The organism is Hufsiella ginkgonis (assembly GCF_009834915.1).
In the GTDB taxonomy this organism is placed as follows: domain Bacteria; phylum Bacteroidota; class Bacteroidia; order Sphingobacteriales; family Sphingobacteriaceae; genus Hufsiella; species Hufsiella ginkgonis.
In genome coordinates this window covers 545,341-558,756 of sequence record NZ_WVHS01000003.1, presented here as the reverse complement: position 1 = coordinate 558,756, position 13,416 = coordinate 545,341, and the positions used below count along the sequence as shown (strand labels likewise).

8 protein-coding genes and 1 tRNA gene are annotated in these 13,416 nt (G+C 48.7%); 6 read left to right on the top strand and 3 right to left on the bottom strand.

Going from position 1 to position 13,416, the window contains the following annotated elements; all coding sequences use genetic code 11:
* Nucleotides 1–7: 7 nt before the first annotated feature.
* On the top strand, nt 8–241 hold the full coding sequence (locus tag GS398_RS14770; protein WP_160907549.1) for a vWA domain-containing protein: 234 nt from the start codon (nt 8–10) through the stop codon (nt 239–241).
* A gap of 160 nt (nt 242–401) precedes the next feature.
* Here the strand turns inward: GS398_RS14770 and bla are convergent, their stop codons facing one another.
* Entirely contained in the window at nt 402–1,262 is an 861-nt protein-coding gene (gene bla / locus GS398_RS14765; protein WP_439649225.1) for a subclass B3 metallo-beta-lactamase, read from the bottom strand.
* Nucleotides 1,263–1,350: 88 nt separating this feature from the next.
* Nucleotides 1,351–3,555, bottom strand: a complete 2,205-nt coding sequence (locus GS398_RS14760) for an alpha-galactosidase (protein ID WP_160907547.1) — start codon at nt 3,553–3,555, stop codon at nt 1,351–1,353.
* 698 nt (nt 3,556–4,253) lie between these two features.
* On the opposite strand from GS398_RS14760, the gene GS398_RS14755 reads away from it, so the two are divergent.
* Nucleotides 4,254–5,069, top strand: a complete 816-nt coding sequence (locus tag GS398_RS14755; protein ID WP_160907546.1) for a peptidoglycan-binding domain-containing protein — start codon at nt 4,254–4,256, stop codon at nt 5,067–5,069.
* A 206-nt stretch (nt 5,070–5,275) separates the two neighbouring features.
* Here GS398_RS14755 and GS398_RS14750 read toward each other — a convergent pair.
* A tRNA-Ser gene (locus GS398_RS14750) sits at nt 5,276–5,362 on the bottom strand.
* Nucleotides 5,363–5,682: 320 nt separating this feature from the next.
* On the opposite strand from GS398_RS14750, the gene GS398_RS14745 reads away from it, so the two are divergent.
* The 4 genes from GS398_RS14745 to GS398_RS14730 all read left to right on the top strand — a co-directional run bounded on the left by GS398_RS14745 (nt 5,683) and on the right by GS398_RS14730 (nt 13,368).
* The gene (locus tag GS398_RS14745; protein WP_160907545.1) at nt 5,683–7,335 is read left to right on the top strand and encodes a tetratricopeptide repeat protein; all 1,653 of its coding nucleotides are present in this window, start codon (nt 5,683–5,685) and stop codon (nt 7,333–7,335) included.
* Nucleotides 7,336–7,565: 230 nt separating this feature from the next.
* Nucleotides 7,566–10,361 (top strand): TonB-dependent receptor, encoded by a 2,796-nt coding sequence (locus GS398_RS14740; protein ID WP_160907544.1) that lies wholly within the window; start codon nt 7,566–7,568, stop codon nt 10,359–10,361.
* A gap of 40 nt (nt 10,362–10,401) precedes the next feature.
* Nucleotides 10,402–11,991: an Ig-like domain-containing protein gene (locus GS398_RS14735; RefSeq protein ID WP_160907543.1), complete on the top strand. Its 1,590-nt coding sequence runs from the start codon at nt 10,402–10,404 to the stop codon at nt 11,989–11,991.
* A 294-nt stretch (nt 11,992–12,285) separates the two neighbouring features.
* Nucleotides 12,286–13,368 (top strand): phytase, encoded by a 1,083-nt coding sequence (locus tag GS398_RS14730; RefSeq protein ID WP_237488205.1) that lies wholly within the window; start codon nt 12,286–12,288, stop codon nt 13,366–13,368.
* Nucleotides 13,369–13,416 lie beyond the last annotated feature (48 nt).

Here is a 13,416-nt window from a genome sequence, read left to right as displayed (position 1 = left end):
GCGGCTGATGTCGACAATTTCCCGTAACGCCTCTGGTCCTAAGGGCACGCAGCACCGCCTGCTACGGGTAAGCCTTAAGGCGAAGACGATGAGCACGGCGAAACTCCCCGCAAGCGACCTCGTATTCCTGGTAGACGTTTCCGGGTCGATGGACGAACAAAACAAGCTCCCGCTGGTGCAGTCGTCTATGAAAATGCTGGTGGAACAACTGCGGCCGCAGGACAGGGTGGCCATAACGTGATCTTTCCGGCAATGTCCTTACCGATTACGGCGACCTCCGGTAAGTCTGGTATAAATTTACGCAGGCGCGCACCGCCGGTATAAGCGGTGTATCGCCTGTCGTGTCGGGCTCATTTACTTTTGCGCCATGCGCGATAAGCACCTTCGCCACTTCAGGATCCTTATTTTTCAGCTATCTTTTTCCGGTACTGTTCTTCCAGGCTGGCAAGTATCGCGTTATATCCTTTTTGATCGGTAAAAGCCGAAGGGTTATAGCGATCGCCCGGCTTGTGTTTCTCATGCAGCAAAAACTGGCTGGCATGTGAAGAAAGCCAGAGGTCGAAAGAAAGCTTTTTCATGGCTGCCAGCGTGTAGGCATAATCCTTAACAATTTCGGGATAGGTCGTTATTTCGTTAAACTTCTCATTCGTTACGATCGTAGGCATATTGGCGATCAGCACCTTATAAGTTTTTGCACCGTCTTTCACCTCAAAAATAAAGCTGCACGAGCCCTTGGTATGCCCGGGATGGTGCAGCAATGTGAGGCGTGTGCCGCCCAACGAAATCACATCGCGGTCCTGCAGCAGCTTATCGGCTTTTACGGGTTCGTACGAGGTATCGCCGCCGAGGGCATAATCAGACTTTCCGCCGTCGGCCATTACACCGGCGTCTTTCTTGTCGACCATCATTTTAGCCCCTGTCAGCCTTTTTATGACAGCCATGGCGCCCATATGGTCGTAATGCGCCTGCGTAGTTAGGAGGATGCGTGTATCGGCCAGGTTAAATCCCAGGGCTTCGATGTTCGACTCGATCTCTTCAACCGAGGCCGCCAGCCCGGTATTGATCAGGATATTTCCTTTCGGCGTAACGAGGAGGTAACAGGCAAGGTCGTAAGTGCCTACATAATAAAGATTTCCGGCGATCCTGAACGGCGGGTACGGTTTTGACCATTCTTTGGGAGTATTGGCGGGTTCGGTTACGTGCTGGGCAAAGGAGAGTGTACCGGCAAACGCCAGTATAAATGCCAGTAAGAGAGTTTTCAGAAGCATATGCGGCGGCTAAGATAAATGAATCGGGGCCGCCGTGCAAACGGGGACAATTACAGGCACCTTATAAAGCAGAGCGATAATATTACCTCACTTCCTCAATCTTCAGCACCACACTCCCCCTCCCCGCATTCACCACGGGGTTAATTCCTGCCGACATCAGGAAATCGCCTGAATAGACCGCATCAGGGCCAATGGCCGATCGAGTCGTGCCGTACAGGTTTATTTCCTGTACCCGGTATTTCTTCGCCGCATCCAGCCCTTTTAACACTACAGGTTCCTTGCTTGCCGCGCCGTAGCGGTTGCTCACCAGGTAGGCAAACAACACGGCCGAAGACTTATCGGCTGTGCCATACATCACCGAGGCGAAGTCGCTCTTCCAGGGGCTTGTCAGCCGGTACTGGTCGCCATGCCATACGATATCTTTAATCGTGCTGTACGTTTGTACGGCTTGCCGGGCGAACGCGAGGTCGGCCGGGCTCAGCTTGCTTACGTCCACATCAAAGCCCAGCTTCCCCATCATGGCTACGTCGATCTTAAACTTCAACGGTTGTTTCCCCCAGTCGGTAACGTGGTTGACGCTGGTAATGGCCGGGTAAAAATACGAGTATTCCCACTGGATGAATATGCGTTCCAGCGGATCCGTATTGTCGCTTGGCCAGAATTCTGTAAAATACTTTAAGGCGGCATAGTCGACACGACCGCCACCACCCGAGCAAAGCATCATAGGCACGGCGGGATATTTGGCCCTGATCCGTTCCAGCACCTTATAAAGTCCCCGTACATACTCGATATACAAATGCGATTGCTTTTCGAGATGTGCGGAATAGGCGTTGTAGATCACCGCGTTACAGTCCCATTTAATATAAGCCAGGCCAGGATTCCTGGTAAACATCCCGTCCACGGTATTAAAAACAAAATCCTGCACTTGCGGATGGGACAGGTCGAGCACCAGTTGGTTTCGGTATAAGTGTTCGGCGCGCCCCGGCTGTTTGATCACCCAACCCGGATGTTTAAGATAGAGGTCGCTTTTAGGGTTTACCATTTCCGGTTCCAGCCAGATGCCGAACTTTACACCGTTGGCTTCGGCCTCCTTTACCAGTGAGCTGATACCGTTGGGAAGTTTCTGTTTGTTTTCCTGCCAGTCGCCCAGGCCGGCGCGGTCGTTATTGCGGGGATACTGGTTGCCGAACCATCCGTCGTCGAGCAGGAAAAGGTCTACGCCCAGCTGCTTCGTATCTTTGAGCAATTGTGCCAGTTTCTGCTCATTAAAATCAAAGAATGTAGACTCCCAGTTGTTGAGAAGCGTAAAACGCGAGCCGTTGCCATCTATTACGCGGTACTTACGTGCCCAGCGCTGCAGGTTGCGGCTGGCTTCGCCGGTCCCGTGCCCGGAAAAGGTGTACAGGAATGCCGGGGTGGTAAACCGTTCACCGGCTTTGAGTGAATATTCCGACGCAAAATCGTTCATACCGGCTATTACCCGCAGGTTATTGAGAGGATCGAGCTCCAGGTCGACCCTGAAATTACCCGACCATTCCACGCTGCCATACAGTACCTTGCCCTCGTTTTCCTGGGCGGGTCCGCCAAGCGACACTATAAAGAACGGCGGCTGGTAAAGGTGCGACCGCGTGCCCAGCTTGGTATCGAGCACCTTGATGCCGTGGGTAATCTGTGACTCCTCCGGCTGCATCTCTTTTGCCCAATCGCCATGAAACTGTTTAAGCCAGAAGCCCTCCCCTTTTAAGTACAGGTTGGCAGAGGCGAACTTATGCAGCGTAACCGCTTTTTTCTCCTGGTGGCTCAGCACTGTCCATTGCTCTACCACGTCTTCGCTGGCATATACCTTGTAAAACAACGTGGCTTCGAATGCGTACACCGGGTCCCTGAGCAACACGCTGGTAAGCGTCACCTGGTCATCCAACTTTTGGGTGGCCGAGCTCACGAACTGGAGATCGAGCGACGTATTGCCGTCGCTATGCGTTACCCTCACCGCGGGCTCAACCAGGTTATGCGTTCCCGAGGACGTGTAGGCGGCATTTAGTACCCCCGAATAATCGTCGCCCTGGCGGTATAACCCGGCCACCTTGCCGTACTCGGCGGCATTTACCAGCTTCCTGCCAAAGTAAATGATCCTGGGCGCTTTGCCTTTTTCGGCCTGGAGCACCAGCGCGTTATTGCGGCTCTCGATGGGGATATAGGTAGATTGGGCATGCGCGGTTACGGAAATGATCATCAGCAACGGCGGCAGAAGCAATTTTGCGTGGTTTAACAAACAACGTACATTCATTACATAGAGGTTTATGGGCAGGACACAAGTTTAGCAGGAAGTTTTGGAATTTTGGAATAATGTGAAAAAACCTCCCTGAGTACAGTATAACCCGCTTACGCTAATGCCTGTACGCGCGTTTTGGCGATGACCCGTTTGATCATTTCGTTCAGCGCCCCGGCCGAATCCAGGGTCGGCAGGGGTCGCCTGATCCGGGAAAGCGGCGCGCGCAACACTTGTGATTGCGTCCGCCGATCTCGCTCAGCCGGGTTAATATAGTGCAAAATATGGAGAAAATGTGCTAAGCTACAAGGGGATTCTATCGTAAAAAGCGGCTATCCAATTCAGAAAAATACAATTTAACTTACCGGGCGGACGACACCTGCCGCTATTAAAATATCCCATACGTTGATTCTGGCGCTCTATAGATCATAAAATACAGCCCGGGCCGGGTCATAAAAAGCGGGCCGTTTAATTAAAGAAAAAAAATGTGATATTGCATAAGCATGCTGGTCTACAAATTAACAAGTAACTATCAGTCTGCAACCTGATATTACGAAATGACAATACAAAACGGTCTTATAATAATTACATTTTCTTATTTTAATTCTAATTTTTTAGTGTAACTTCAACACATTGTTTTTAGAATCCAATCCGTTGCCTGTTGCTTCCATAAGCAACAACACCTAAATCCTGACTTATTACAAACAATTATAGCGATGATAAAAAACCAGTACCTCAAAGAGCTTGCTATTACAGGCACTTGCGCCAGCAAATCGGCGAACAAAAAACCCGACGTACTTAAAATCCAATCCTGGTTAAATCTATTCGCACAGGTGCAGCCGGCAGCGGGAACAGCCACCGCCATCGACGGCGACTTCGGATCTTCAACCGAACTGGCGGTTAAGAACTTTCAAAAAGCAAAAGGCCTGCCGCAAACCGGTGTGGTAGACGCCGGCGTGTTTAGCCAGCTTTCTATGCCGCTTCAAAAAGCGTTTACCGCTCCCGGCGCAGCAACGGGCTTACGCGGGCGTATTGTCGAACTGGCGCATGTGCACCTGGGCCAGCACGCGTACGAGCTGATCATTAACCAGCAGGCCAATACCGGACCCTGGGTGCGGAGCTACATGGATGGCAACGAAGGGACGGACTGGTTCTGGTGCATGGGGTTTGTACAAGCCATTATCGACCAGGCAGCCTCCCAGTTTCAAAAAAGTTTCAAGACCCTGATGCCGCTAACTTACAGCTGCGACGTGGTGGCGATAAAAGGTATTGAAAAGCAGCTTCTCATCACTAACAAGGCCCTGGTAGCCAACCCAAGCCTGGCAAAACCGGGGGATATATTTTTGTTAAAGAAATCGGTCAGCGACTGGTACCACACCGGCCTGATCATGGAGGTTAACGGCGACAGCCTGGTCACCATCGAGGGCAATACCAATAACGATGGATCCAACAACGGCAACGGGGTATACAAACGCACCAGGAACTTCAAAAAACAGGTGATCGACGTATTTTCAATTGCCCCTTTAGTTTAATTAATTCTCCCCCGCCTTTCTCCCCCGGAGGAAGACAGGGCAACAGTTAATCCACTGTTATTAATAACGTTTTGATTGCGTGAGCCTTATCTCCTTTGGGGGCGACCTTACGGCTTTCAGCTAATAAATAATACTTTTCTCAGATTTTACGCCAATCCCTTTTTCAATATAACACAAAAAGCACTGAGATCAGTGCTTTTTCTTAGCGGAGAGAGAGGGATTCAAACCCCCGGTACCTTTGACAGTACACCTGATTTCGAATCAGGCACATTCGATCACTCTGACATCTCTCCGGATTTTTCAGTCTGCGAAAGTAGGAATATGTTTATTATTTCACAACACCTTCGCATATTTCGTCATTTCTGCGAGGGAATGTAACCAGGATAAACGATGTCGCATAATGGGCTCAACCTACCCGGGTAATCGATACCCGGGAGTTGCTGCCTTACGCCAGACAAGCTTTCCACCGGGCAGGTGATCGGGAAGAAAGGACCTATATAGTTTGTAAGCTCACCAGGTACCCTTCTCTGTTATGTTTTTGTTAAACAATGCGCCGATGTTAGCCAAACCGGCTATAATTCCCAATTTTGACCTGTGGCTAACTTGTAATTGAATGAGCGATTTCAAACTAAAGTGGTACCTGCTATTAAGTTTTTTATACATGCTTCCGGGATTGCGCCCGGCAACCCTCAAAGCGCAATCTAACAGCGAACTAAAACGGATGAATATCGTGGCTAAACTAGCTACCGAGCATCCCGATTCTGCCTATACGCAACTCAAAATACTGGTAGTCAAAGCCAGGCAAGACAAAAACCGCATCGCAGAAGCTACCAGTTTGCAACAAATGGGACAGGTGCTCCATTATGAAGGCAATTATGCCGGCGCCATTAGTCACTTGCTGGAGGCACGGAAAATTTTCCAGGAAGAAAATCAAACCCGCTACCTCGCGCAAACGCTTAATTACCTGGGCAATGTTTATTATTATAATAAGCAGCCCCGGCAGGCCAGGAAGGAGTTTAATGAAGCTCTTCGCCTGTTCAGGAAGCTGAATGACGATAAAGGCATCGCTGAAAGCTACGGCGAGATCGGTCACCTCTATGAAAAAAAGATGACCTACGATTCGGCTTACCTTTACCAGCAACTAGCCATGACCCACCTGGTACATATCGGCGACAGCGCTTCACTGGCCAAGATATACGAGAATATTGCCAGCATTATGGAGGATCAGGAAAGATACGACTCGTCTTTATATTACTACAGGGCTTCCCTCCGGCTAAATGAACGTTTTCACAACACCGTCGCCCAAATAGAAATAGTTAATAACCTGGGAGATATTTACCGCAAAACAGGCCGGTATTCCACGGGACTGCAATATTCAAAACGCGCCCTGGTAATGGCGCAACAAATGAATGAAAAATACCAGCTGAGCAGCGCTTACCGGGATATCGGCAGAAGTTATGGGTTAATGAAGCAATATGACAGCGCTTATTATTATACCGAGCTGGCCCGTGTTTCATCAACGGAAGTTTACGATACCGAGAACAGCAGGCAGATCGCGTTAACACAAGTGCTCTTCGATACCGAAAAAAAAAGCTCGGAGATCACCAGGCTCAATGCCGAAAAGCGCGTAAATATCATTGTTACCACAGCTTCCGTCATCATTTTTTTCCTGCTGCTGCTGCTTGCGGTGTTGATTTACCTGCGGCAAAAGCTAAAGATCAAAACGGAGCAGGAAATAAGGCAAACACAACAGCTTATCTTCAAAACCGAGAATGGGTTACTGGAAGCCGAACTTAAAAATAAACAGCTGGAAGAATCCAGGCTCAAACAGCAACTGGAGCTTAAAAGCAAGGAACTTTCCTCGCATGTCCTGCACCTGATACAAAAGAACGAAGTGCTGGAAACGATAAAAACGGATATGAATGCGCTGCTGAACGACGATAAAAGAGACCATAAGAAGCAACTAAAACAACTCATACACAAAATAAACATTAGCGTGAGCCAGGATACTTACTGGAGAGAGTTCAGGGTGATCTTTGAGCAGGTGCACGAAAGCTTCTTCGATAAAGTTAAAGCGATATGTGGTGACCTGACGGCTAACGACCTCAGACTTGTTGCCTTACTTAAAATGAATCTTAGCTCGACTGATATCGCTACGCTGCTGGGCATTTCTCCGGACAGCCTGCGGGTGATCAGGTACCGCCTTCGTAAAAAACTGAAACTGGGCCAGGGAGAAACCCTCAGCACTTTCCTGCAATCGCTTTAAATCGCGCCCTGCCTTCACCCATTCTCTTAATGTTACGGTAACAATTTGATAATGGGAGGTTTTGTTTCGATAAAATAGCTTGATAATCAATTGATTAATACTATATCGTTTACACTTGTTACGACTTGTAACGGCTGTTGTTAACGTTGTTGCCTTTTAGTTTACGCTACTTTTTTCTTTTCTAAAAAGGCTTTACCCAGCTTTGTGACGCAAAAAAACGGCATCAATTTATGCGTCGAATCGTTACTTTATTATCGTTCCTGTTCATGGCAGCGCCGGCAATGTCGCAAACATTAAGGGGCCTGATCATTTCCGACCAAACAGGAGAAACAATTATCGGGGCGGTTATAAAGGCGGACGGGACCACTTACCATACCGTCTCGGGGCTTGATGGCAGTTTCGTTATCAGGAATATGCCGAAAGGCGATTATAAAATCACCGTCTCGATGGTGGGCTTTATAACGGAAACCCGTAACCTGAAACTGGATAACGGCATAGTCGTACTGCCGGTGATTAAGCTTAAGACAGACCAAAAGGAGCTTTCCACCATTACGATAACCACCACCCAGCAGAAAAATAACGACTTACAGGCGCGGAACCTGGAAAGAACAGCCAACCAGGTTATGAACATTGTATCGGCGAGGGCGATTGAAATTTCCCCCGATTTAACGGTAGCCAATGTGATACAGCGCGTTTCCGGTATCACCATAGAAAGAAACAATACGGGCGATGGACAATACGCCCTGTTGAGGGGGATGGATAAACGTTACAACTATACGCTGGTAAACGGTGTAAAAATCCCCAGCCCCGACAACAAGAACAGGTTTGTGCCGCTGGACATTTTCCCGGCCGAATTACTTGATCGGCTGGAAGTAACTAAATCGCTTACACCTGATATGGAAGGCGACGGAATTGGCGGAGCCATAAACCTTGTAATGAAAGACGCTCCCGCCAAGCTGTTGATTTCCGCGAATATAGCTACCGGGTTTAACACGCTTTTCTTCGACCGACCTTTTTATACCTACGATAAATCACAGATACAAACCCAGTCTCCCTACGAATTGTTAGGCGCCGCCTATCCTTCACAATCAAGGGATTTCAACCCGGGCTTACTGGATGTGAAAAAGATGGGCACTAAACCCAATCTTTATGGAGGGATTTCGCTGGGCGACCGCTTCTTCAAAGGGAAGTTTGGCGTATTGGTGGCCGGCACCTATCAGAATAGTTTAAGAGGCAGCAACGGCACCTACTTTTCTTTTAACACGGCCACCAGCGATGCTTCCAACCTGCCGGTATTAACGAACCGCTCCTACAGAACGTTTTCGGAAGAACAAACCCGTGCCGGTTTGCACGGCAAACTAGATTATCGCCTTTCAGAAAACCACAAGCTGCAGTTCTACGGCGCTTTCCTGGACTTCGGGACCTACCAGGTGAGAGACGACCGCAGAACAGACCTGTCTGTTGGCTACGATCCTGAAAATAACAACTACAATTTAAGCTATAACAGGAGGTTTCGATATACGCATCAGCAAATATCCAACAACACCCTGAAAGGTGATCATAGCTTTTTTGGCAAGCGGTTCGCGATAGATTGGTCGGCAGTTTACTCAAAAGCTACTAATGAGGTGCCAGACAACAGCCAGGTACATATGGCATCTACCGTAAGAAAAGGTGTAGAAAACCCCAAATCTGTGGTAGTACTGGGTGGTGCAGAAAGAAGATGGGAACATAATTCAGACGAAGACAAGGCAGGCTACCTGAATTTCAGGTACAGCTTTGGCAGCGAAAGTATGCCCGTCATTATTTCGGCGGGCGGTATGTACCGTGATAAACAAAGAACTAATTTCTTTAATGAATACCAGTTCCGGCCCCTGGACGATTCGAAGCCGGCGGGTACGCAAACCAACCTGATAGAAGGGACCGACTGGAATAGCTACAGCGGTATAAAATTCACCGTATTCAATCCCTTCGGCTCGCCCGGAGACCCGCTAAACTATGGGGCGTCTGAAAAAATTGGTGCAGGTTACTTACAGGGAAAACTAACCAGTAAGCAATTTGAGGTGCTGGCCGGCGCGCGCGTGGAAAATACCAGCCAGGGGTATCACCTGGAACATGTGGTGGCGGGCCTGCAAAATGAAGGCGAACAGGAATACACGGACTTACTGCCCAGTATAAACCTGAAATTTAAATTGAACGACAAAACCAACCTTAGGACTTCTTATTATGAAGCCGTTAATCGTCCCAGCTTTTTCGAGATCGTTCCCTACAGGGTGGTGAATGACGACTTCACAGAGGCCGGTAACCCGAACTTAAAGCACACCGTTGCACACAACGCCGACGTGCGCTATGAGCTGTTTCCCAAGGCCTCCGAGCAGCTTATGGTGGGCGCATTCTATAAAAAAATATCGAACCCTATTGAATTTGGAATGGTACTGCAGGGACAAGGATCTTTCTATATGCCCGCAAATTTCGGGGATGCCGCCAACTACGGCCTGGAACTGGACTATACAAAATATGCTTACAACTTTGGGATCAAGGTTAATTATACTTATACCAATTCAAACATCACCACCACCAAGCTTCTCTACTTTAACAATCCCGACCCCAGCGCTACTGAACATGTATTGGTGAAGAACGTGGACGAAAAACGCCGGCTGGCAGGGCAAGCTGCACACGTGGCCAATTTCACCTTATTATATAAAAGCATAGCGAAGGGTATTAACGCGCAAATGTCGCTGGCATATACGGGCGACAGGCTATTTGCGGTATCCCGGTATGTTGATAACGATATCTGGCAGAGCGGATTTGTACAACTGGATGCTTCGGCGGAGAAAAAATTCGGCAACAGGTATGTAGTGTTCGCTAAAGCGACCAACCTGCTGAATACACCGGTTAAAGATTATGTGAAGGCCATTAATCCAGCCAATAACAAAGCTCCCGGTTATGAGACCTTCCATCATGGCACAATGACCCGGAGCGACACCTATGGTCAGACTGTCCTGGTCGGTCTGCGGTTCAGCTATTAAATCAAAAATGCAATAAATAAAAACGCAACAAATAAACAACATGAAACAATTAACATTCAAGTTATTGCTGGCTATCGGAGTAATCACCCTGTTGGGCGCCGGCTGTAAAAAAGACAAGATCGATACCTCTGTAAAAGGGATCGCGCTGGCAAAAACAACCGCCACCTTAAAAGTAGGCGAAACCCAAACATTGACCTACACTATCTTCCCGGAAAACGCTGCGAACAAAAACACAACATGGTCAACCTCAGACGCTACAGTGGCAACTATTGATAAAGGTGTGGTTACCGCAGTAAAACCAGGCAGCGCCACTATTACCATCACTACTGAAGAAGGCGCGCAAAAAGCGACCTGTGCGGTAGTTGTCACTAAGAGCGATGCCATCACCGTAACGGGTAACGTGGAAGGAACCTGGGCTAAGTACTCCGTGATCAACGTAACGGGCCACATCAGGGTCCCGGCAGGTAAAACCTTAACTATCCAGGAAGGCGTAGAAGTAAATATCGGCACCGGCGGCCAGGACGCCAATAACACCAAAATCGAATGGGTGGTAGAGGGCAGCCTTTATATCAAAGGTACTTCCGCCAGCCCTGTACTCATTTCGGTATCGGCGGCAGAAAGAACTGCGGCCAACACTTTTAAACGCCTGTGGGGGGGTATTATCGGTTCTGCCGCCTGCCCGGAGATGCTGATCGACAATGCCATTATTGAATATACCGGCGCTATTACCACTGCTACTTCCCCTTCAGTAACAGCCGGTTTGTTCAAAGCGGGGGGCGGCGAAGGTATGGTGGCATTTAACACCAACAATCCGCAGGGTAAATATGTGGTCCAGAACACCACTTTCCGCAGTACCGGCGAGGATGCCATTTACGTACAGGGCGGCAGCTGCATATTCACCAACAATACATTCTATGCCATTGGCGAAGCTGGCGGCGAGGCCATAAACGTAAAAGCAGGTTGCAAAGTAGATGCCGCTTACAACTTAATGTACAGCGTAAACACAAATGCCTTTAAACTGTCTAACTCCGGTTCTTCCGCCACGCGTGCGCAAGCGCAGATCAATGCCTATAACAATACCATCGTAGCCAGCGGCTGGAGAAGAGATCCTAACGGGCCTAAAGGAGGCTCTGTCTGGGCCGAAAAAGGTGCATTGGTGAACGTTTACAACAACCTGGTTATTAACGCCATGTTCCGCACTAAAGCCCCAAGCTGGCAAAAAGACGCGACCGATGGCCCCGACCTGAACAGCAAAATTGATTATAACTATTATGCCGCGGGCGCACAAACGAGCGCGGTTCCGCAACACATCGCCAATGGCACCGCCAACGGTTACGACGGCTTTAAAACAGGCGTAAAGGACGCTGTTTACGGCGCACATGATATCTCTGGTACCGCCGCCGGTGACAAAGATCCTTTGTTTGTGAATTTCCCGTTCGCAACCAATGGGCTGCTCGATTTTGCTTACACCAGTACCTGGAACTTTCACCTAAAAGCAGGTTCCCCGGCGCTTACAGGCGCCAAAACAGATGTCGTTCCTTACTTTATCACCACTGGCGTTACCGTTAACGGTACCACTTATAAATCGCCTGCCGCTTCGGCGTTCTTCGGCGCATTTGGCACCAATTAAGTCGTACCATTTTCTAATAATAAAAGAGATTTTTGTAAAAACAGGAGGCTGTATCAATGCCAGGTTGCCTGGAACTCGCCGTATTTATTTCGCAGTCGTTACGCTGCGCAACCAATCTGTAGCCCTTGGTGAAAACCGCTGTGTGCTCCGTGTTAAAAACAAAGCGCCATTTACACACGGAACACACAGCGGAAACTCACAGAGGTCGCAGGAGCATGGGCGTCAAATATTATTTGGTTAAAGTAATTCCTATGCAGCTTTGATACAACCTCCTCTTTATAAAGGATAAGGATAATGGAAAGAAGATTTTTCCACAAACTGCCAGCAGCATTGGCGCTGATAATGCTCGCCGGCTGCGGAGGCGACGTTACAAAACAAGGTGTTGAAGAACAGAGCGAGAAAGCCCCGCTTAAACCAACGCTCCTCACAGAAATGGTGGAATTTGATACGGATGATCCGGCTATCTGGATCAATCCCGTGGATAAAAGCAAGAGCCTGATTATTGGCACCGATAAGAATGAGCACGGCGGCTTGTATGTTTTCGACCTGGACGGAAAAGAAATAAAGAGTAAAACAGTAAAGGGGCTGCAACGACCAAATAACGTAGATATCGAATACGGTCTTTTACTGAACGGGGCACCCACGGATATTGCGGTAGCAACAGAACGGATGACACATAAACTTCGGATCTACCGCCTCCCGGATATGAAGCCGGTTGACAACGGCGGGATTCCCGTTTTTGAAGGCGAGAGCCAACCCGAATACCGCGACCTGATGGGAATTTCTCTTTATAAAGATCCCCTGGGAAAGATCTATGCCATCGTAGGCAGGAAAACCGGCCCGGTTAACGGCTCCTATTTGTGGCAATACCAATTAGGCGATGACGGAACCGGAAACGTTAGCGCGAAACTGGTAAGGAAGTTCGGCATATTCAGCGGAAAAAAGGAGATAGAATCCATCGCCGTTGATGATAAATCAGGCTATGTTTATTATTCCGACGAAACGGCAGGCGTACGCAAGTATTATGCTGATCCGTCCAAAGGGAATACCGAGCTGGCTTTATTCGGCCAGGGGCAATTTAAAGGAGATAACGAAGGTATCTCTATTTATGAAACAGGCGACAGTACCGGCTATATCCTGGTGTCTAACCAGCAGGCCAATACGTTTATGGTATACCCCCGGCAAGGCGCGCGGAACAACCCGCACCAACATACGCTTATCGCCGAAATTCCCGTTTCCACTATTGAAAGCGACGGCTCGGAGGTAACCAATGTAAACCTCGGCGAAAAATTTCCCAAAGGCCTTTTTGTTGCCATGAGCAACGGAAAAGTGTTCCATTATTATGACTGGAGAATGCTAGCGAAATACCTGCCGTAAATCTTAACAGCTCCTCGTTTTTTTCCGTGCGGGCAAAGCGTATTGTAA

What these genes read in the sequence shown, in the direction of transcription:
- GS398_RS14770 (WP_160907549.1), top strand. Translation starts at nt 8, where the DNA reads ATGTCGACAATTTCCCGTAACGCCTCTGGTCCTAAGGGCACGCAGCAC.
- GS398_RS14760 (WP_160907547.1), bottom strand. Translation starts at nt 3,555, where the DNA reads ATGAATGTACGTTGTTTGTTAAACCACGCAAAATTGCTTCTGCCGCCG.
- GS398_RS14735 (WP_160907543.1), top strand. Translation starts at nt 10,402, where the DNA reads ATGAAACAATTAACATTCAAGTTATTGCTGGCTATCGGAGTAATCACC.
- GS398_RS14755 (WP_160907546.1), top strand. Translation starts at nt 4,254, where the DNA reads ATGATAAAAAACCAGTACCTCAAAGAGCTTGCTATTACAGGCACTTGC.
- GS398_RS14730 (WP_237488205.1), top strand. Translation starts at nt 12,286, where the DNA reads ATGGAAAGAAGATTTTTCCACAAACTGCCAGCAGCATTGGCGCTGATA.
- GS398_RS14740 (WP_160907544.1), top strand. Translation starts at nt 7,566, where the DNA reads ATGCGTCGAATCGTTACTTTATTATCGTTCCTGTTCATGGCAGCGCCG.
- GS398_RS14745 (WP_160907545.1), top strand. Translation starts at nt 5,683, where the DNA reads ATGAGCGATTTCAAACTAAAGTGGTACCTGCTATTAAGTTTTTTATAC.